We start from the raw sequence: 20,633 nt of genomic DNA, 5'->3' as shown, positions 1-20,633 counted from the left end.
GATTCATCGGTTCCATCCTTGCTTGAAGAACGGAACGAAACCCAGGGCGATTCAGACTGATCGGGCCGAGGGTGTAGTCTTCGATGACCCCGGCGGCGCGCTGGCTATTGGACCAGGCGACGGCGTCCCCAGTCCGACTCGTGGGCAGGGTGACTATTACGCGACGGCCGACAACGACGCTGCGCTGCGCTCCGAGCTGTTCCGGTAGGTGCAGCCCCACAGTTTCCCGGCAGGACCCGGCGGCAGTGTTGGTTCGAGTCGACTCGGGTTCGGTGGGCAGGCGGAGGGTGAGTCGCAGCGTGTCGTCGGTACCACTCTCATCACCGGCACCATTAGCGCTGACCTTAGCCGTCCCGCCGAGCACCTGGGCGCGCAGCTGGGCCGGGCTGCCGACGGCCACTACGCGGCCGCGGTCTAAGACGGTGAGCTCATCCACCATAGACTCGGCCTCGTTGACGTTGTGGGTGACCACCAACACGGCGGCTCCGTCGTTATCGGCGCGACGCCGCAGTGCCGACCAGAGCAAGCGACGGCGTGCCGCATCCACATCATTGGTGGGTTCATCCAGCACCAGCAGAGGTACTGGAGCGGCCAAGACCATCGCCAGGGAGGTGAGCCGGCGCACGCCGCCGGATAGGCCACCACCCTCGGGCCGGGCGGCGCGGTCTGCCCAGGGGCCGAGGTCTAGCTCTTCGAGCAGGCATGCGGAAGCGGCGCGGGAGTCGCGGGCAGACAGGCCACGCAGCCGAGCGGCCAGGGTAATGGCCTGGCGTGGGGTGAGACCGTCGAGGGATGTGGTCGATTGGGTTTGCAGGGCCACCGCACGTCGAGCGAGCGCGGGGCGGCGGATGGCGTCCACACCGGCCACGTGCAGGGAGCCGGCGTCTGGACGGAGTAGCCCGACGATCTGGGAGACGAGTGTGGTCTTGCCGGCCCCGTTGTGGCCGAGCAGGCCGGAGAGCTGGCCGGCGCCGACCTGAAGGCATACGGAGTCGTTGGCGGTGACGGTGCCGAATCTGCGGGTGAGCTGGTGGATGTCGAGGATCATAGACCCCTCCCGAGTACCGAAGGTATCTGACATACTGAAGGTATTCCAAATACTGACAGTATGTCAACGGCGGGTGGGGCTCGGCAGGGAAGGAGCGGCGTCGTCGTGCTGCTGTGTAGCGATTCGGCTGGATATCATGGTTGTCGATGACGGACCTGCCCGATCCCCTCTCGCGCCGAGACATGCAGCGAATGACGCGTGAACGCCTGGTGTTCACCGCGCGCGCCGCGTTTGCCCGCGAGGGCTACCACGGGGCGCGGCTTGACCGGATCGCCAAGGAGGCCGGGTTCTCTAAGGGAGCGGTGTACTCAAACTTCGCCAACAAGGCCGAGCTGTTCCTAGCCGTTCTCGACGCCAACATTGAAGCCTCGCTCACTGACTCGGTGGGTGGGGAACCACCACTGATGGCCTTCATGGAGGACGCCGCTGGGCTGAAGCGGGAGGAGACCCAGCAGGCGGTGCGCGGAATGGGGTTGGCAACCTTGGAGTTCGTGGCGTTTGCGGCGCGAGACCCTGAGCTCGCCGCGCAGTGTGCAGTGCGGATCGACCGAGTGGTGGCGCTCTACGCGCAGGCGGCCGAAGACCTCGGGCTTGAGGTAAACGGGCTGAGTGCCCAGGAGCTCGGCGGGCTGATAATGGCCCTGGACAATGGGGCCGCCGTGCTGACGTTGGCCGGCTCAACGCAGCTGTCTGACGAGGCGGTCGACCGCGGTATAGCTCTGTTGGCCGGGTCTGCTCAGGCCACACAGGGGGCGGAAGCTGCGGATATGGGGACTGGCAGTGCCGCCGAGCCGGATGCGAGGACTACCGACGAGTCGGGTTCAGGCGCAAGCTGCGCGGCCGGCACCCACGACGCAACAGGTTCAGATGAGGTGGGATGTCCTGAAAGTGCGATCGCACGCGATACTCACCAGGCCCTCAGCGCTGAGACACGCGCGACCCTGCGTCAGGCGATGGGCCAACGGCTGCGCCGGGCGATGCCGAAGTCGACCACCGACTAACCCGAAGCGAAGACAGGCCCCGCCGTACCCGTTCCAGCAGCAAAGCTTTTGGGCTTGAAAGGAGACCACATGAGCGAGTACGGACTAAAGCAGCATTTCACCGGTGAGTGTGCCCGTGAGATCGCGAAGCGTATCAACCAGGGATCGTTCAGGATCGACACTGAGAACTACGCGGCTGCCGTTGACGCGAAGGTGGAAGGTCTCGAGCTGAAAGACCGCGTTCTTATTCTTGCGGACGAGCTCAGGAAGCGGCTCCCGGACGACTACCTCGACGCCCTTGACATCCTTGTCGACTCTCTCGGAGCAGAGCTGCGAGAGGGCGAAGGTATGTTTAACGAGTCGTGGTTTCTGATGCCCGTCGCGCGTTTCGTCGAGGAGTTCGGGTTGGATCATCCCGAACGTTCGTTGGCAGCGATCGAGGAGATCACGAAGAGTCACACCGGTGAGTACGCTATCCGGCCTTACCTTCGCCAATGGCATGAGCTGACGATGCAGACAGTTGAGAGCTGGGCCGGGTCGAAGAGTCACAACGTTAGGCGGCTAGCCACGGAGGGAATCCGGCCGAGGCTGCCATGGCATTCGCGATTCGAGCCGTTCATCAAGGATCCCCGACCCGTGATCAAGATCATCGACCGTCTCGTTGAGGACGAATCGCACTACGTTCGAACATCGGTGGCGAACAATCTGAACGATATCTCGAAGGATCATCCCGAACTGGCGATTAAAACAGCGAAGCGATGGCTCGCCGAGGCTAAGAACCAGAAGCGAGCGCTGTGGGTCGTGACGAAGGGGCTTAGGGGACTTATCAAGGCGGGCAACCCGGCAGCGCTCGCTTTGGTTGGGGCCGAACCTGACCCCTCGATCTGTGTGTCCGACGTTCGGTTGAGTACGAGCACTCCGCAGGTCGGTCAGGGAATGGAGATCAGTGCGAGGATCAGGAACAGCGGCGATGAAGCTCGCGACGTTGTTGTTGACTACCAGGTCTATTTCAGGCGGGCGAATGGTGAGCTTCGTCCTGCGACCTTTAGGCTGGGCCGGGTGCGAGTGGGGCCGAGGAGCAGTGAGGTCGTATCGAAGCGGCACTCTTTCAAGGTAGTGAAGACCAGGACCTACTACCCCGGTGAGCAGGGGCTCACCGTTCAGGCGAACGGTGCGCCTACCGACATGATTCCGTTCGTTCTCGAAGCCGGTCACGCTACCGGTGACTAGTTGTAGCTTTCTGCGTTCAGCGGATCGCAGGCGGATCATCACCGCTACACTGGGCCAGCCTCATGTCTGAAGCCTCGCAGATCGACCCTCTCCTATCCTTCTTCGCCGATGCGGAGGAGGGGTACTTGTTGCGAGAGCGTGGTCTTTCGAAGCTCCATCGAGGTGCTGGACGAAACCGAGATCACCGTCAGTGCCGAGGTTGAGGCAGGTGCTGGACCATTTCAAGCCCGCTCTGTCGCTGCCGGTTTCATCCCTGCCTCCTCTGCACCCAGGTTTGCCCCGCATCCCCGCCTTGTCGCCGCCCAGCCGAAGCTCTGCCGCCGAGCCCAGGCTTGCTTTGCCCCGCATCCCCGCCTGTCTTGCTCCGCATCCCTGCCTTGAAGATTTTTGTTTCCTGGCCTCATTTCGGTGCTGAATTTTGTTTCCTGGCTGCAAAACCCGGGATCTGGCACCGGAAATGCACACAAAGTCGGCAAATTGCAGCCAATTTTCTGAGGCCAGGAAACAAAAATCTGCAGTGGGCTGCAGGTGCAGCTGCTGGGATGCGGGGATGTGCGCGGGGAGGCGATGCGAGCCGGTGGGCTGGTGGCGGGTCGCTCTCCCGGATGCAGTAGGGTAGGCTTGGCTGGTCGCCCTCGTGCGGCAGGCCACCTTAGCTCAGTCGGCAGAGCGATTCACTCGTAATGAATAGGTCGCGGGTTCGATTCCCGCAGGTGGCTCAGATACGCCGACAATCTTGCTGTCGCACTTCGCTCGAGTTCTCATCCGAAAGGGTTCGCTGAGCCTGTCATCGTTACTAAACTTCGCCGAAACAGCGCAGCGGAAGATTTCGGGCCAAGGATGCGCGCACGGCAATCCTGCATCCGAAATCTTCCGCTGAGCTCAATCGCATGCCCGTCAACCGGCAGCAGCTAACACAACCGGCCCGGAAACTCGTAGCTAGTGGGCGAGCTCACGACGTCGCTGCGCACTAGCGAGCAGGTAGTAAATGATCGCCGTCACCACGAACCCGGTAAGCCAGGCAATGTCAATTCCCTGCACGAACGAGGCGAGCGGGCCGGTGAACAGTGGGGTAATCATGAACGGAATCTGAGCCACAATTCCGATTGCGTAGCTCCAAAGACCAACCGCGTTCCAACGACCGTAACGCCCACCGTCCTTGCGGAACATGTCATCCAGCGAGTAATCACCATGCCGCAGGGCGAAATAGTCAACGAGGTTGATGGCCGACCACGGAATCAGAACGTAGAGCAGCAGCGTCAGGAAGCTCTCGAAGTTCGCCATGAAATCACCCTGCCCGATGATGGCGATTGTTGTGGCAATCGAACCCGAAATGACGGTAGTCCAGATGCGAACCCGGCTCGAAATGACGATACCGAAATTCGATTGCATCACCGTCAACGCATTCATGACCGCCGAATAGAGTTCGACGCCGTTGATCAGTGCTGAACTCACGGCAAAAACGAGGAGCACGATCAACCCAAATGCGCCCAGGTGTTCGCCGAGGGCAGCCAGCGGGTTTGACTCGTTCGCAGCCCCGAGCAACACACCGAGCATCATCACGAATACTGAGCTACCAACCAGGCCGATATAGGTGGTCCAAAACGCGGTCTTTGGGCCGGTGTCTCGCGGGAGATATCGGGTGTAGTCCGAAACATACGGGGCGTAGGCGAGCTGCCAGACAACACCGATGGCGAGCATCGCAAAGAACCCCTCGATGTTGAAAGCCGCATCTGCACGCACCGTAGTGATCTCTGGTTTCATCCACAGCAAGAACATGGATGCGGCAACAGCAACGCCGATCATTATTGAGAGCCACACCATTGTTCGGCGAAGCAGTTCGTAGCCGTAAACACACAGCCCGATACCAAGGGCGGCGAATAGCAGAATCACTACCGTCCCGTTGAAATCGGGGAACACGGCCAGCAGCGAGTCTTTAGCCACGATGAGGATGCTCGCAAAGAACCCCATAAACATGATGAAGGCAATGAGTGCGAACAGGCTCGCGCCCAGATACCCGAACTGGGCGCGAGCCTGCAGCATTTGCGGAACACCGAGATTGGGGCCCTGCGAGGCGTGCAGCGCCGCACCAAATGCGCCCACCACGTTACCGATGAGAATCGCGACGATACTCCAGCCGATTGGCAGTCCGTAGGTGCCGCTCGCGACCGCACCGGTTACGACCGCGAGCGGCATCATATTGAGCCCCACCCAGATCGCTACTTGAGACCAGGGGTTTCCGGTTCGCTCGGTTTCTGGGATGGGCAAAATATGTTGTTGCTCAAAACGCAGAAATGATGTTGTGACTGTTGGGGGCTCTCGACGCAATGGTGCACTCCTTTGTGCTCAGCGTTCACTTAGTAGACCTCGCTTTGAGGTCTACAGGGTTTTGGGTTGTTGGTTAGCGGCCGAGTTGCGCGCTATCGGTTGCGATTGTGAATGCTTTATCGAGCAGCTCTGCAATCTCGTCAATATCTTCGCGGGTGGATACGAGGGGTGGTGACAGCTGCACGAGCGGATTTCCTTCGGCATCGATCGCTACCCGGCAAAGCAGTCCAACCTGGTCTAGCGCGGGGTTGAGATGGTGGTTCACAAAATCACCGGCACTGACTTTCTCGCTGTCCCAACGCCGGCTGTCATGGTTCGTTGCCAACTCAAATGAGCGGTGAAGCCCATCACCACGAAGGTCGCCAACGATATTCGAGTGGCGCTGTGCAACACGATCAAGAGCTTCGGCAAAATAGGGCGCGACGGCCGCGACATGCTCGACAACACCGAGCCGCTCGATGATTTCGAGGTTCTTCAACGCTGCGGCACATGCGGCAGGGTGCCCGCTATAGGTGAGTGCGTGGTTAAACATTCCTACCGGGCCGTCAAGCACCGTCTCAATGATGTGATCGCTCGCCACGAATCCACCGAGCGGTACGTGAGCGGAGGCAATTCCCTTCGCGAACGTGATGATGTCGGGCTGAAAACCGTAATGGATTGAACCGAACCAGGAACCGAGCCGGCCAAACCCGGTGATCACCTCATCCGCAATAAACAAGATGCCGTATTTGTCACACAGTGCGCGCACCCTGGGGAAATAATCTGCAGTTGGTGGTGTGAGGCTACCGCCGGCATTCTGCAGCGGCTCCATAAAGATGCCGGCAATCGTGTCGGGGCCTTCCTGAATAATCAACGACTCGAGTTCGTTGAGTAAGAAATCGGTGGTCTGTTGGGGAGTTTCGCTACGGGGGCGACGGTAACGTTTGGTGTTGTGCGTGTGGCGCACCCCGTACATGAGGGGCTCGAACATCTTGCGCACATCGGTCATACCGTTCAGCGACATGGCCCCGAAACTGGTGCCGTGATAGGCGACGCGGCGAGCAATGAACTTCATCCGCGCACCCTCACCGCGGGTCACGTGGTACTGGCGAGCCAGCTTGATCGCCGCCTCATTTGATTCGCCACCGCCCGAGGTAAAGAAAACTCGATTGAGATCCCCAGGGGCGAGCTGGGCAAGTTTCTGTGCGAGCAGTGCGGCGGCAGGATGCGCCACACTCCAGGTTGTCTGGTAGGGGAGTTCGGCGAGCTGGTCGCGTACGGCTGCGCCGATTTCCGCGCCGTGAGAGTAGCCGAGCTGCACGCAGAAAAGGCCCGCCAGCCCATCCACATAGCGTTTTCCGGTGTCGGTGAAAAGCGAAATGTGTTCGCCGCGAACAAAGACGGGAAGTTCCGCATCCCGATATTTATCGGCCGGCGTGAAATTCATCACCAGGTGACGTTTCGCCACGTCGGTGAGCTGCGCCGTTGCAGCTGAGTCGGCCTCGGTGTCGATGTTCGTTGTCATTTCCTGTTGGAGCACCATGATCTATTTCTCTTTCTGTGTGAACCTGCGTGAGTGAATGGATGCGCTGCGCAGCCGTAACATCAGCCCCACTGCATCCATGTGGTCTTCAAATCGGTGTAGTTCTCGAGCGCGTGAATCGACAGGTCGCGGCCGAACCCCGACTGTTTAAACCCACCGAAGGGGGTGGTGAAACCAAGCGCATCAACCGTGTTGACCGACACCGTGCCGGCCACGAGACGCTCAGACACTCGGTGCGCGCGCGATAGGCTCCCGGTCCACACGGATGCAGCCAGGCCGTACTCGGTTTCATTTGCGCGCGTGATGGCTTCTTCTTCGTCGTCGAACGCATCGACAACGGCAACCGGGCCGAAGATTTCGCGGGTGTGCAGCTCGTGATCGGCGGGAACACCGGTGATGATCGTGGGCTCGATGAACGCACGCGAACCGTTGATCTCGGGTCGCGACCCGCCACAGACGACCTTGCCTGTTTCTCGGGCGCGCTCGATAGTTTCCCAAACCGCATTCGCGTGCTGCGTCGAAACCAGCGACCCGATACCGGTATTCGGATCGAGTGGATCGCCGGGCGCGTACGCTTTGGCTGCTGCTACGTAATGTTCGAGAAACTCGTCGAGCACGCTGCGTTCGACCAGCACTCGCGAATTAGCCGAGCACACCTCACCCTGGTTGTAGAAGCTGCCGAAAGCTGCCTTCTGCGCAGCGAGTTCGAGATCTTCGCAATCGGCAAAAATGAGGTTGGCGCTCTTACCCCCAGCCTCGAGCGCGAGGCGTTTCATATTCGATTGGCCGGCATACTCTTGCAGCCGTTTGGCCGTCTCGGTCGACCCGGTAAAGGCGACCATGTCGATATCTTCGTGGCGGCCGATCGCGGCGCCTGTGACAGATCCGGGGCCGGTGACGACATTGAAAACACCCGGCGGGATGCCTGCTTCGACGGCCAGTTCGGCAAGACGCAGTGTTGAGTGTGGTGCCTCGACGGGCGGTTTCACGACCACCGAGTTGCCCGTGGCCAGAGCGGGCGCGATTTTCCAGGTGGCGATTTCAAGCGGATAGTTCCAGGGGACGATGATGCCGATGACGCCGAGCGGTTCGCGGGTGACGAGCGCGGTTGATCCCGGTGGCGTAACCGGAATGCGGTCTTCGAGTTTTTCGATGGCTTCGGCATAGAAACGCATCAGCGCCGCCGAACCCGGTGCATCAATAGTGCTGGCCTCACGAATTGGTTTGCCCATATCGAGCGAGTCGTCGAGCGCCAGCTCTTCTGCGTGTTGTTCCATCAGCTTCGCGAGCTCAAGAAGCCGTTCACGTCGGAATCCGGCACCGGCTCTCGACCATTCGCCCGAGTTGAAAGCCTGGCGGGCTGAGGCGACTGCAGCGTCGACATTGGTGGGTTCACAGTGATGCAGCTGCGACAGCTGTTCGCCGGTTGCCGGGTTGGTGGTGGTGATTGTTTTGCCTGAAGCGGCGTTGACGCGCTTGCCGTGCACGAAGGGCCGACCGTCGAGGCGGATGGATTGCGCCGCGGATTTCCAGTATTCGTAGTCTTTCGTCACGTGGCATCTCCTTCAGTGTTGTGCTGCCGATGTAGCCGTGCACCGGGCCGGCGGTGTTTTGGGTCGACCGACTCGTGAGATGCAGCGGTGTACCTCAGGTCGGCTTCGATCATGTTTGAACTGGAGCTCTTCGTTGAGCTGTCACTTTTGACGAGGTGTGACCCAGTATTGGGGGCCTGTGGCCATCTGTAAAATAGCAAAAAGTGGCCCGAGCGATCACTATTATTGATCTTGTTGCAGTTGTCCTGGTGGGCTGCGGCGTCGAGGCCGTGCCCGGTCTGCTCACTGAGCGGCCTTGTGTGTGCCTTAGTGGGATCTGTGTGTGTTCTGCCACATACAAATGCCGCTAAGACACACAAATGGCGGTGAATCGCGGCAGCGGGATGCGGTAAGCGACAGGATGCGGCGGCGCAGCAATGTGCGGTAGCAAGGCGGTGCACTTGGCAGCCGCGTGACTGTACTCTGGCATCCAACCATTCACAAAGGAGTGCTGCCATGGTTACTGACTCGAAGCTCTCGCATAACCGCCCCTATCAGCGGCTGCTCGTCGCTAAAGTCAGTAATGAGCTTTCGTCGGCAATTAGTTTGGTTGCGCTGCCACTGGCGATAGTTGCCGTCACACAGGATGTGGTGCTCGCGGGTGCGGTTGTGGCGATAACTTCAGGGGCACTTGTGCTTTCGCAGGCACTTACTGGTGCAGCTGTTGACCGGTGGGGCGCCTCTTTTTCGCTGCGAATCTCGTCGGCGCTTCAAGCCCTGGGGTGGCTTCTGGTGCTGGTCGGAATTTTTCGGACGAGCGTGTTTTTGATGTTCTTCGGTGCGTTGATTGCTGGTGCAGCTTCGGGAATAGACGGGCCCGCCGAACAGCGGCTCATGAAACTGGTGGTTGCACCTGCGCAGATGGGGCGGGCCAGCGCGGTGGGGCAGGGGCGCGAGGCGGCTGCAGAACTGCTCGGAGGCCCATTCGCTGGTTGGCTTTTCGCGATACAAACGCACATGCCGTTTTTGGCGCAGATCGTATTGAACACCCTGGCAGCATTCGCAACTCCGAAAGCAAAAGAGAAAGTAACTGCTCAGGGGGGGAGCTATTGGGCGGAACTTGCCGAGGGATTTAAGCATGTATTCGCCGACGGCGCACTGCGTGGTATCGCCCTGATCTCTGGCATCGCGAATTTAGCGATGGCGCTCACGCCACTCACCCTCATTTTCGAATATCAACAATCAGGAATACCCGCACCGCTCATCGGTGCGCTCTCAACATTCTTTGGTGCCGGAGTGATTTTGGGTGCGCTTATCGCCGGATGGATGGTTGAACGGTTTTCGCTCGGGGCCCTTGGGATTGTGGCATTGAGCGGCTTCGCGCTCGCGCAGGCCGCGATTGCGTTCGGGTACCAAAATTTCTGGTTCACCTGCGCGATCTTTACGCTCTCAGCCGTACTGCTGCCACCGTTCAATGCATCCGTTGTCACCTACATGAACGTCACAAGTGACGAGAAGATTCTTGGCCGAGTGACGTCAGCAACCGGGGTGCCGGGGATGATTCTCATGCCCATCGGGTCGCTACTGGCGGGCCTGCTGTTTGAGTGGTCTGGTGCGGCTCCTGCACTCTATGTCAGTGCAGTCGCGGCAATGATTGCCGCTATTTTCATGGGCATCGAGCCGCAGCTTCGTCGGATGCCGAAGCTGAGCGAGCTGTGCCCGGACGAATAGTCGCTCGTTTTCGGGCAGTGTGTGTCTTAGCGGCATTTGTGTGTGGTCTGCCACATACAAATGCCGCGGAGAAACACAAATGCGGAAGGTACGGCGCTGCGGCGCCGCAGCGGCGTGGGTGCGGCGTAGCGGCGGTGGGGTGGCTGCGGCGCGAGCACGCCACCACGCCAGATAGGATGCGTGCGGGGAAAGGACGTTCATGGTGGATGCGCGGATGATGCGCTGGTTCGGCGGCGCAGCGGCGCTGATTGCCGGGCTGTCGCTCGGTGCCGCATCCACACTGATCGTCCCGGCCACCAGCGCTGACGACACCAACACCACACAACCCACGTCGACTCCCGACCCGTCACCACTGCAGCGAGCCGAATTCCGCCAGTGTTCGCTGCAGCCAGCAATTGACGCGGCCGGCGATCTCACCGTTCACGCCACATTCACCGATGATGCCACCGGGCAGCTGCTCGCCGAACTCCACGACGACGAACCGGTGCCAACCGCATCCGTCATGAAACTCGTCACCGCCGCCACCGCCTACGAGGTGCTCGGCCCCGACTACCGCCTCACCACGCAGGTCGTGCCCGGGATGCAACCCGGCACCGCGGTGCTTATCGGCGGCGGCGACCCGACCCTGCGCTCGGGTGACAGCAGCTACTTCCCCGGCCCCACCGCATCCATCGCAGACCTTGCCGCCCAGCTCGACAACCAGCACATCACCGCTATTGGAATCGACACGAGCCGCTACTCCGGGCCGCAATGGCACCCATCCTGGGAACCTGAAGACCGCACTCTCGGGTATATGTCGCCCATTTCGGCGCTGATGGTCGACGGCGGGCGGGCCGACCCGGCGGCGCAAGAGTCGCCCCGCAGCGAAGATCCTGCAGTCGATGCCGGCGCTGCGTTTGCGGCGCACACTGGCGCACCGTTCGACCCTGCGCTCAAGCCGGCGCCGGGGGCTATGCCGCTGGCAACCGTTGAATCTCCCACGGTTGCCGAACTCGTTGATCTGATGCTGCTCGAGAGCGACAATGTCATCGCTGAGGTGCTCGCGCGCGAAGTGGCGATCGAGCTCGACACCGGCACCGATTTTGATGCGATTAATCAGGCGCAGCGCCGGGCGCTGCTGTGGCTCGGGATCGATGTGACCGGGTTTGTTGGTGCAGATGGCTCGGGGCTGTCGCGCGACAATCGTGCATCCGCCGAAACGATTGATGAGCTGCTACGCGTCGTCAACGCTCATGATGAGCTGGCGCCGATGCTTTCGGGGCTGCCTGAGAGTCAGCGCAGCGGCACCCTTGAGCGGCGATTTCCCGAGTTGACGGATGGGGTCGTGAGTGCCAAAACCGGGCAGATCACTGAGTCGCTCGGGCTTGCTGGATGGATTGATGTTGATGGCGGGCGCGTGCGAATGGTGGTGATGGTCACCCGCCCTGCCGGTGATGAGAATGCACCGCTTTCGGTGGACGTCGATCGGCCGCTACTTGACAATGTGGTGGCCCGCGCCCAGGAGTGTGGACTGCAGCTGGCCGGGGAATAGGCTGCTGCTCTTGAATACTGGTCTTGCGGCGTACTGCGGATTTTTGTTTCCTGCGATCAGAATTTTGGCTGCAAAAATGGCATTCTGAGCCTAAAAACGACCTAAAACTGGGTTTTTGCAGCCAGGAAACAAATCTCCCGTCTGAACTGCAGCCAGGAAACAAATTTCTGCAGTGAGGCAGAGGTGCGCGCTGGGGCTGGGATGCGCGCTGGGGCTGGGATGCGCGCGGGGCTGGGATGCAGGCGCGCAGGGCTGGGATGCAGAGATGTACGGCAGGCGCCGGGGTGAAGCCGGTGCAGGGATGCAGGGGCAGCGCCGGAATGTGTCGTGTAGGTGCAAAGGGGGCGTCGGTGGTGCCGACACCCCCTTGAGTTCGCCGGAAGCGTCTCTAGACGTACTCGCCCCGAAGGATGCGGCGAAGCACCTCAGTCACCATTGCGACGCCCGCAAGCATGTCGTCATTGCTGGTTAGCTCGCGCTCATTGTGGCTAATGCCTTCCACGCTCGGAACAAATAGGAAGACAGTTGGCACAACATCCTTCAGATTCGTCGAGTCGTGTCCGGAAAGGGTCTTGAGCACGGTGTGCGAAAGGCCGAGCGATTGGGCAGCGGCTTTGGCCAGTTCAATACCGGCCGTGTCATATTGCTGTGCGGGCCAGGAATGCTCGGGTGTGAGCTCGATCTCGACTTTCGCTCGGGCTGCTGCCTCAACAACACGGCTCCGAAACTCGGCAACGGCACGAGTGAGTCGCTCCCGGTCGCTCGAACGGAAATCAACCCGCAAATCAACCTGGCTTGGCACCACAACCGGTGAGTTTGGCAAGACGTGGAACTCGCCACACGCTGAGTTGACGCTGGCTTGTTCATCGCTGAACTGTTCAGCCACTTCACGGGCTGCGGTGACAACAAGTGCGCCGCCAAAAAGCGCGTCGTGGCGATCTTCGAGCATGGTGGCGGCGGTGTGTCCCTGGTCGCCGCGAACCTGACACGTGAACTTCTCGGCACCCCACGTTGCGTCAACGATGCCGATCTGGATGCCGGCGTCTTCGAGCCGACGCCCCTGTTCGATGTGCACTTCCACATAGGCATCGAGTTCAATAGCAAAGTCACCGGTTGCCGACATTGCCGTGAGCGCATCCCCCACGGCGACTCCCGCTGCGTCGGTGATTCGCAGTGCATCCTCAACATCGAGCTTCTTGGTGAATACCGAACTTCCCATCATCGATGGGGGGAAGCGACCGCCCTCTTCGTTGAACCAGTTGATAACGGCGATATTGAACTTTGAGTCGGTCTGCTTGCGTAGCCGGGCCGCTGCGTGCGCGCCCGCGAGCACACCGTAAGCACCATCGAATCGACCGCCGCGAGGTTGTGAGTCAAGGTGCGAGCCCACGCCCACCCACGGTAGGCTCGGGTCGAACTCAAGCAGCGCGAACTGGTTGCCGATACTGTCCTGTCGCACTTGGAAGCCAAGAGCTTCCATCAGGCCGCGGAACCACTGTCGGGTTTGGCCATCAGCGGGTGATCCCGCCTGCCGTTCGACACCACCGTTGGGGGTGGCGCCGATCGAGCTCATCGATTCGAAATGCTCGAGAAATGTTGCGTTGTCGATGTTCAAGGTGCCTCCTTTGGTCTTGAAACCTGAAATGGGAAGTGAATTACTCATCGGCCGAATAGGTGCGCCGGCCACCGACATAGGTCGCTTGCACATCAAGCTCATCAAGGCGTTCGGTGTGCAGCGGAGAGCCGCTCAGGGCCACGAAATCGGCTAGTTTGCCTGCCGTCAGCGTTCCCCTGTCGTTGATTGTGCCCGTGGCAATGGCACCCCACTCGGTGTAGAGCCGCAGTGCCTGCTCTCGATCGAGCCCCTCGTTCTCACCAATGATCGAGCCGTCCTCCGAAACTCGATCGATGGCCGCTTGCATCGCGCGGCGGACGTTGATGTCGCAAACCGGTGAATCGCTGGATCCGGCAACGATGACCCCCGCATCCACGAGCGTTTTGCCTCGATAGAGGGTGTCGCGGCGATGTTCGCCAATCCGATCAACCATTTCGGCGCCGAACAGATGAATGAAGCCATGCTGCGGGGTAACTGCCACCCCGAGCTTGGCTGCTCGCTCAACCTGGTCGGGTCGGGAGAGCCCAAAATGCTCAATCCGATTCGGTGTTGAACGCCGACCGTAAGTGTTCTGGCACTCCTCGATAATGTCGAGCGCCAGGTCGATTGCCGCATCCCCGATCGCGTGCAGCGCGAGATTCCAGCCCGCCCGGTAGGCGCGTGCCACACGGTCGTGTAGCTCATCCGCCGGAGTCAGCAGGTAGCCGTGGTTGTGGGGGTGCCCACAGAACGACTCGGTGACGGCAGCAGTTCTGCCGAGCAGCGACCCATCGGTGAACACTTTGACCGGGCCGAGCGAAACAAGTTCGTTTCCGATGCCAGTGCGGATGCCGAGCGAAAGCCCGGCAGCGTGCTGTGTGCCCTGGAAGTCTGCGGTTGCGCCCTCAATATCTTCCAGTGCATCCAGGGCTGGCATGAGCTGCGCGCGCGCAAACAACTGACCGCTTTCGGCTGCGGTTTGGTAGGCGGCAACTTCGACCGGTGAATGTCCGATCCAGCCACCACCAACACCCGCTTCGGTGAAGCTCGTGATGCCCTGCGTCGCGTACTCTTTCGTTGCGGTGTGCAGTGCAGCGACAATCTGGTCGTGCGAGTAGGGGAGGATTAGCTGCTGCAAGAGCCCCTGGGCAGCTTCTTCAACCAGCCCCGTGAACTTACCCGATTCATCCCGAACCAGCACCCCGCCCTGCGGCGGTTCAAAGTCGGGGTCAAAAGCACCAACCATCCGGAGCGTCGCCGTATTGGTGAGTGATGCGTGCCCCGAAATATTCCGGATGTACATCGGGTGGTCGCCTGTGATTTCATCGACCACTCGAATGTCTGGCAGCTGCCCGCCGTGGTGCATCTCGCTGAACCCGATCCCATACACCCACTCACCCTCGTCGAGCTTGGCGACAGCGTCGCGGAGAAGGTCATAGAACTCATCCAAGCCGCGCGCCTCAGCGACCGGGATGCCGTTGAGGCCGAGCCCCCACCAGGTCGTGTGGCAGTGAGCATCAATGAAACCCGGCATGATGGTCTGATCCGATATCGATCGACCGGCACGGCGCTGAGGTCAAAACCATCGAGCTCCTCGTCGAACCCAATAATTCGACCGTTCGTGATTCCAAACCGTTTGGCTGTTGGCCGAAGGCGGTCGAGGGTCAAAATCTCGTTCGCTTCGATGATCAGATCAACCATGATCCTCCTCCAAGTCCCTCACAGCTTCGCTGCAGGCGGGCAATGCGCGGCATCGGTCTAGGTGCGGATGCACTTGCTGTCGGATACGACTTCGATGTCGTATAGCCCTAGCGTGGCACTTTCCGAACTGGTGCGCTAAGGGCATGCGCAACCGACCCAGTAGGATTCTTGGGTAGATGCACAATTCGCAGAGGTTTTGGGGGGAAATTTTTTGGCTGGTGAGCTGACAACGAAACCCGAAACTGCTGATCGGGAACGCTGGCTGGAGCTTATTTCGCGTCTCGATATGGAAGCGATCCTGGCCGACTTTATGGAGCGTCTCGACGAGATGCCCGAGTATCGCGACGGCAAGGTGTCGATCGCCGAGCGCGTCCGGAACTCGAAGGAAGCCTTCACTGAATTCATCGCGCGGATGCGCGGTGAGGGTGATAACGAGAGTTTTCGCCGTGCCGGATTTTCGCTCGGCGTTGCGCGGGCACATAGCGGTATTTCTAGGGCCACGCTCAGTACCGTTATCAACACCGACTACCTGGTTATTTGGAACGGGTTGGTTTCAGTGGCCGATCCAGAGGATGTCCCGCTATTGCTGCGGCATGCCGATCTCGTTTGGGGCATTGTCGAAGAATATGGCCGAGCTGTGCAGGACGGGTATCTGGCCGAGTGCGAACTCATTGCGGAGGAGCGGCAGTTCCGTGAGCGGACACTGCTCGTGGAACTCATCGACCACGACAGTGTGAGCGATTCGAGGTCGCGGGAAATCGCTGAAGTGCTGGGGTTGCCGGTTGACGATGGGTTCGTAATTCTGGCTGCGGTCGGTGTGGAAGCGGTGGAACTGCGGAAGGACCTCAACCCGAAAGCGCGGGTAGAAGGGGCTGTCAGCTTCTTCTATCGAGAACGCACACTGATGCTCATCGCATCCCGTTCCTCGTGGCGTACGTCGCCAGCACTTCAATGGGTTCGTGCTGCGGGCTATGGCGCAATAGTTTTTGTTGATCGTTTTAATGATGTGCGCACGGGAGCTCGGCTGGCGCACGGGCTGGCGCAGCTGCCATCAAGGGTGGGCCGGCAGCGACGCAGCCTTGATGACTGGCCGCAGCTGGTGAAACAAGAGCTACAAAAATCGCATCTGTCTGCGGTTGTCGAAATTGAAGCCGGCCTGGATGCGTGCAGCGAGACTGAGCGAGAATTGCTCGAGCGTTCAATACGCGCCTACCTCGAGACCGGCAGCGTCCGAGAAGCCTCGGAGCAACTGTTTTGCCATCGCAATACGTTGACGAATCGCATGCGTCGATTTGTCGAACTCACCGGGCTCGACGTCACCGTGCCGGTGCAGGCCGCCAGAGTGGTGTTGGCCTGGGCATAAATAAACTTCCTCCAGTGTGCAGGTGCACACTGGGAGAGTTGGGTCGGTGACACTTGCCTATCGCGCGAGCGGCATCAGAATTGGGATGCTCATACGGAGGCTGCAACGGTGCAGCAGCGCGTTTTCGCGCGTGAGTCAATGGAGTAGGAGCTTCACATGACCCAACAGTCCCCTGAATCGCTTGCAAAGGCAGAAACAGCGACAGTCAATGTCATCTCGCCAAAAGATGCGAAACGGGCAGCCTACGGCGCTCTCGCTGGCAACGTGCTCGAGTGGTACGACTACTTCTTGTTCAACACCGCTGCCGCGCTGGTGTTCAACGTCCAGTACTTCGTGTCAGATAACGCGGCCGCCGCATCGATGGCCTCTTTTGCCACCCTGGCCGTTGGCTTCTTCATGCGGCCACTGGGCGGGCTGCTATTCGGTTGGCTCGGAGACAAGATTGGCCGCAAGGCCGTGCTGATGATCACCGTGGTCGGTATCGGCATCGCCACCGGCCTCATCGGCATCCTGCCGAACTACATGTCGATTGGTATCGCGGCACCGATCTTTCTGATCATCCTGCGAATGTTCCAGGGGCTGTTCATCGGCGGTGAGTGGGGTGGCGCGATGACCTTGGCGGTCGAGCACGCGCCGCTGAAGATGCGTGCCGCGATGGCGGCTATCCCGCAGCTCGGTTCGCCGATCGCCACGATTCTTTCTTCCGGTGGTATCTACCTGCTTGCTCTCTACCTGTCGAAAGACAGTTTCGACGCCTGGGGTTGGCGTATCCCCTTCCTCGCGGCAATTCCGCTGCTGCTGATCACGCTGTGGATTCGCGCGAAGCTCAACGAATCGCCAGTATTCCGGCAGCTTGAAGAGTCGGGTACGAAGGAAAAGACGCCGGTGGCGGCTGTCTTCCGCACGTCGTGGCGACAGATGCTCGTTGGTGTGCTCGCTGCGCTGCTCGGCACCGCAGGTTTTTACATCGTCACCTCGTTCATCATGAACTACGGAACGCGTGTGCTGGGCATCGAAAAAGATGTCGTCCTTGGTGCAACCATGGTTGGCGCGGTATTCCAGCTTGGCGCGGTCATTCACGCGGGACGACTCGGGCAGCGCTTTGGTGCCTCGAAGGTCATCATTTGGTCAGGTATCGCGGGTGCGCTCGTCGCATTCCCCTGTTTGATGCTGGTGCAGACGACTCAGCCGCTTCTCGTTGTTGCCGGTGTCGTTATCGGTCTTGTGACGCTCACCTACTCCTTCGCCGCAACCGGGTCAGTGCTCACGGGCCTGTTCGCCTCGTCGGTTCGTCTGACCGGTGTGTCACTGACCTACAACACCTGCAACATCCTGGCGGGACTGACGCCGCTGATCTCGACGGCGCTCGTGACCTGGGCAAGTGACCACTGGTGGCCGGCTGCAGTGCTGCTCGTGATCTTCTCGCTGGCAAGCGCACTGGGTGGCCTGCTCGCTCCCAAGCTGAGCCAGCAGTACGAGGACTACACGCACTAAATACGTGCGTCGGGGCCGGGGATGCAGATCCTCGGCCCCGCTTTATTTGCGCGTTTATCGGCGATTGCGGTGCGCCAACCACGCACGCAAATTACCGAGCAGGTGCAGGATGAGCGAAACCGCCAGGAACGCGACGACGACATATCCCATCATCCCCATCACCCGGCCCCAGCCACCGTCGAGGGTGGGATCGAGGAACTTGTAGGGATACCAGCCGGCGATCGCGCCGCGAATCCAGGTGTAGGCGAGCCACGCGATCGGCAGCAAAAGCCATACAAGCGGCCGCCACCAACGGGCGCGGCGCGTCGTGGTAATCAGCAGCCACCCGAGTAGCGCCGCGACGGGGGCGACCCGGTGGGCGACGATGTTGTGCCACGGCAGATCCCAGCGCGCGAACTCGCCGGGTTCGGCCACGAGCACTGCGTAGATGATGCCCGTCATCACCATCATGAATGTGAGCATGCCGCGCAGATCATCCCACCACACCGGCAGCTTCTTGCGCGTCGAAACCGCGCCGACCACGCACGCGATGCCGAACAGTGCGTTCGACATGTTTGTGAAGTGCGAGAGCGTTTGAATGAGCGTGTTATCGGATGCGCCGGTGGCAGCTCGCCACGCGTTGTACACCACCGAGGCGATTGCGAGCCCACCGATCACCAGCCGCAGCAGCCGGATCCACGACCGATCGGGATGCAGAGCGTTATTGAGCTTCGGAGCACGGTTTACTGCGGGTAGTGTTCGCGACGGCATGACAGACAGTCTGGCACGGGTGGGTTTTCGTCGCCCTAGCGCCATTCCAACAACTGTGCTCAATCTGGTCAGCGTGAGCTCAGCGGAAGATTTCGAGGTCAGGATGCGCTCCACGGCATCGAAGCGCCGAAATCTTCCGCGTTCCTCACGCCCGGCCGCCCCATTGGTAATCGCGAGTTGCCCGACATCGATCATTGCAGCAGGGATTTGAAGCGGACCAACCCGTCTAGCAGTTTGCCCATCCCAACCACCGGCATACATCACGCGCAGCACGCTTTCATCGGACGTCGTGAGGCAGATCACGTGAGGGTCGCACATCGACGGTCGCGAAGGTGCACGAGGTCGCTGCCATATAGCGATCGAGGTGCGGGCGGATTGGGCTACGGGGTTCTGCGCGAGTACGTGAAGGCCGAGTTCGGTGCTGTAACCGGACTGAACTGGCTCGTCCTGACTTTGTAGCTCTTGCACGTTCATGCGTGACTGAAGCCATAGCGGTAAGCCGGCTGCTGCATTGTCGAATTCACTTCGTTCTCACGAAGTCCGTACACTAACTCCTCATGGCTGCCGAGGTTCTGTCAATGCGCAACGCATTCGCGTTCATCGCTCTCAGCTCGGCTGGTATTGCGTGCTTTGCGGCGGTCGACGTCGTTTATTTCCAGACACTCGGCTATTCGCTCGCATTTATCGGCTTGATGGCGGCAGCTTTCAATATCGCGCTCACCGCTGCGGAGCTTCCCTTCGCGGTGCTCTTCGATCGCTACTCAAACAAACGCGCCCTGCAAATCGGAAATGCACTGCGCATCGCCGCCTTCGCGCTGTTCTTCGCGAACCTCAACGAATCATCCCTCGTGCTCGCACAAATCATTGCGGGTGTAGCCACAGCTGCAATGACGGGCACCTCGAACGCAATCATCGTCAACTCGCTTCCAAGCCGTGACCCCGACGTGATTGCGAAGGCATACGGCAAGATCACCTATGTGTCCGCTGCGGCTGGCATTGTCGGGGGCCTCACCGGAGTGCTCATTTTCGCGGTCTGGCCACAGGGAATCTGGTTGGCCGCCATCGTGTTCTTTGTCGCCGCAGGCATCGTGATCGCGTTTTTTCGCGACAAAATCACCGACCACCACCAACTGCCCTGGCCCAAGTTCGTGCGCCAGGCGCTCGGGACCGTTCGTGCGCCCCATGCCTGGCTCGTAGTCGTCACCAACGCCGCCGCAGTCGCGCCATTCTTCCTGTGGCAAGTGAAGTTCAATGAGGTCTCGCTCGTGTTTCTCGCCATCGGCTACCTCGGGCTCAACATTGCCAACCTTGTCGGGCCGATGCTGTTGCGCATTCTGAAGATCCGCGTCGCACACCTTGCGGTCGTTGCCATTATCAACGTCGCCGCAACGGTAGCGTTTGCACTCTCGGAAGGTCCGGTACTGATCTGGGCATCGTTCGTCGTCCATGTTGCGTTACAGGGCATGCTGCAGGTGCTGGTTGCCGGGCTTTTTCACCAGGGCGTGCCGGATGGTGTGCGGGCAACGGCGGTATCGATTCTGTCGATGACCCACTCGCTGGTCGTAGCACTGGTGGCACCGATCGTCACCTGGGTGGGGCAAACCTTTGGGCTCGGCTGGGGTGTGTCAATTTCAGCTGTTCTCTACCTGTTGATCACCGCCGGCGGATTACAACGCCGCATTCGGCAGGCAGGGAAGGGTGCCAACGGTGAGAACGACGCCGGTGTCGACACCGGCCAGTGAGTTCAGCGGAAGATTTCGGCGCCAGGATGCGCTAAAAGCCATCAAAGCGCCGAAATTTTCCGCGTTCCTCACGCCGGGCAGCAAAAA

The 20,633-nt window shown here is 60.3% G+C and carries 14 protein-coding genes and 1 tRNA gene; 8 read left to right on the top strand and 7 right to left on the bottom strand.

Features of this window, described 5'->3' with window-relative positions; translation table 11 throughout:
- Positions 1 to 1,048 (bottom strand): ABC transporter ATP-binding protein (locus RQ865_RS04210; protein WP_311477801.1); only part of this gene is annotated, 1,048 nt, incomplete at its 3' end.
- Positions 1,049 to 1,194: 146 nt separating this feature from the next.
- On the opposite strand from RQ865_RS04210, the gene RQ865_RS04205 reads away from it, so the two are divergent.
- The 3 genes from RQ865_RS04205 (at position 1,195) to RQ865_RS04195 (ending at position 3,977) form a co-directional block, all read left to right on the top strand.
- Positions 1,195 to 2,049, top strand: coding sequence for a helix-turn-helix domain-containing protein (locus tag RQ865_RS04205; protein WP_311477799.1), 855 nt, complete (start codon positions 1,195 to 1,197; stop codon positions 2,047 to 2,049).
- Positions 2,050 to 2,118: 69 nt separating this feature from the next.
- On the top strand, positions 2,119 to 3,258 hold the full coding sequence (locus RQ865_RS04200; protein ID WP_311477798.1) for a DNA alkylation repair protein: 1,140 nt from the start codon (positions 2,119 to 2,121) through the stop codon (positions 3,256 to 3,258).
- A 646-nt stretch (positions 3,259 to 3,904) separates the two neighbouring features.
- Positions 3,905 to 3,977 (top strand) — tRNA-Thr (locus tag RQ865_RS04195).
- 220 nt (positions 3,978 to 4,197) lie between these two features.
- Here RQ865_RS04195 and RQ865_RS04190 read toward each other — a convergent pair.
- The 3 genes from RQ865_RS04190 to RQ865_RS04180 form a co-directional block, all read right to left on the bottom strand.
- Complete coding sequence (locus tag RQ865_RS04190; RefSeq protein ID WP_311477797.1) at positions 4,198 to 5,526, bottom strand: cytosine permease; 1,329 nt, start codon at positions 5,524 to 5,526, stop codon at positions 4,198 to 4,200.
- Between the two features lie 133 nt (positions 5,527 to 5,659).
- Positions 5,660 to 7,090, bottom strand: a complete 1,431-nt coding sequence (locus RQ865_RS04185; RefSeq protein ID WP_311477795.1) for an aspartate aminotransferase family protein — start codon at positions 7,088 to 7,090, stop codon at positions 5,660 to 5,662.
- A gap of 80 nt (positions 7,091 to 7,170) precedes the next feature.
- A complete protein-coding gene (locus tag RQ865_RS04180; protein WP_311477794.1) occupies positions 7,171 to 8,661 on the bottom strand; it encodes an aldehyde dehydrogenase in 1,491 nt (496 codons plus the stop codon).
- Positions 8,662 to 9,156: 495 nt separating this feature from the next.
- Between RQ865_RS04180 and RQ865_RS04175 the strand changes: the two genes are divergently transcribed.
- Positions 9,157 to 10,371: an MFS transporter gene (locus RQ865_RS04175; RefSeq protein ID WP_311477793.1), complete on the top strand. Its 1,215-nt coding sequence runs from the start codon at positions 9,157 to 9,159 to the stop codon at positions 10,369 to 10,371.
- Positions 10,372 to 10,570: 199 nt separating this feature from the next.
- Positions 10,571 to 11,902 (top strand): D-alanyl-D-alanine carboxypeptidase, encoded by a 1,332-nt coding sequence (locus RQ865_RS04170; RefSeq protein ID WP_311477791.1) that lies wholly within the window; start codon positions 10,571 to 10,573, stop codon positions 11,900 to 11,902.
- Between the two features lie 388 nt (positions 11,903 to 12,290).
- Here the strand turns inward: RQ865_RS04170 and RQ865_RS04165 are convergent, their stop codons facing one another.
- Both RQ865_RS04165 and RQ865_RS04160 read right to left on the bottom strand, forming a co-directional pair.
- Positions 12,291 to 13,517 (bottom strand): M20 family metallo-hydrolase, encoded by a 1,227-nt coding sequence (locus RQ865_RS04165; protein WP_311477789.1) that lies wholly within the window; start codon positions 13,515 to 13,517, stop codon positions 12,291 to 12,293.
- Positions 13,518 to 13,557: 40 nt separating this feature from the next.
- Positions 13,558 to 15,030, bottom strand: a complete 1,473-nt coding sequence (locus RQ865_RS04160; protein WP_311477787.1) for an amidohydrolase — start codon at positions 15,028 to 15,030, stop codon at positions 13,558 to 13,560.
- A 378-nt stretch (positions 15,031 to 15,408) separates the two neighbouring features.
- On the opposite strand from RQ865_RS04160, the gene RQ865_RS04155 reads away from it, so the two are divergent.
- Positions 15,409 to 16,560, top strand: a complete 1,152-nt coding sequence (locus RQ865_RS04155; protein ID WP_311477786.1) for a helix-turn-helix domain-containing protein — start codon at positions 15,409 to 15,411, stop codon at positions 16,558 to 16,560.
- Between the two features lie 156 nt (positions 16,561 to 16,716).
- The gene (locus tag RQ865_RS04150) at positions 16,717 to 18,054 is read left to right on the top strand and encodes an MFS transporter (protein ID WP_311477784.1); all 1,338 of its coding nucleotides are present in this window, start codon (positions 16,717 to 16,719) and stop codon (positions 18,052 to 18,054) included.
- A 54-nt stretch (positions 18,055 to 18,108) separates the two neighbouring features.
- Here the strand turns inward: RQ865_RS04150 and RQ865_RS04145 are convergent, their stop codons facing one another.
- Positions 18,109 to 18,804: a Pr6Pr family membrane protein gene (locus tag RQ865_RS04145; protein WP_311477783.1), complete on the bottom strand. Its 696-nt coding sequence runs from the start codon at positions 18,802 to 18,804 to the stop codon at positions 18,109 to 18,111.
- 557 nt (positions 18,805 to 19,361) lie between these two features.
- Here RQ865_RS04145 and RQ865_RS04140 point away from each other — a divergent pair.
- On the top strand, positions 19,362 to 20,546 hold the full coding sequence (locus RQ865_RS04140) for an MFS transporter (RefSeq protein ID WP_311477781.1): 1,185 nt from the start codon (positions 19,362 to 19,364) through the stop codon (positions 20,544 to 20,546).
- Positions 20,547 to 20,633: the final 87 nt, after the last annotated feature.

This window comes from uncultured Gulosibacter sp., from assembly GCF_963509965.1.
In the GTDB taxonomy this organism is placed as follows: domain Bacteria; phylum Actinomycetota; class Actinomycetes; order Actinomycetales; family Microbacteriaceae; genus Gulosibacter.
This window is presented reverse-complemented; position numbering and strand designations above follow the sequence as displayed.

Coding starts and splice junctions, on each gene's coding strand:
- RQ865_RS04205 (WP_311477799.1), top strand. CDS start 1,195: ATGACGGACCTGCCCGATCCCCTCTCGCGCCGAGACATGCAGCGAATG.
- RQ865_RS04145 (WP_311477783.1), bottom strand. CDS start 18,804: ATGCCGTCGCGAACACTACCCGCAGTAAACCGTGCTCCGAAGCTCAAT.
- RQ865_RS04170 (WP_311477791.1), top strand. CDS start 10,571: ATGGTGGATGCGCGGATGATGCGCTGGTTCGGCGGCGCAGCGGCGCTG.
- RQ865_RS04140 (WP_311477781.1), top strand. CDS start 19,362: ATGGCTGCCGAGGTTCTGTCAATGCGCAACGCATTCGCGTTCATCGCT.
- RQ865_RS04185 (WP_311477795.1), bottom strand. CDS start 7,090: ATGACAACGAACATCGACACCGAGGCCGACTCAGCTGCAACGGCGCAG.
- RQ865_RS04150 (WP_311477784.1), top strand. CDS start 16,717: ATGACCCAACAGTCCCCTGAATCGCTTGCAAAGGCAGAAACAGCGACA.
- RQ865_RS04200 (WP_311477798.1), top strand. CDS start 2,119: ATGAGCGAGTACGGACTAAAGCAGCATTTCACCGGTGAGTGTGCCCGT.
- RQ865_RS04160 (WP_311477787.1), bottom strand. CDS start 15,030: ATGCCGGGTTTCATTGATGCTCACTGCCACACGACCTGGTGGGGGCTC.
- RQ865_RS04175 (WP_311477793.1), top strand. CDS start 9,157: ATGGTTACTGACTCGAAGCTCTCGCATAACCGCCCCTATCAGCGGCTG.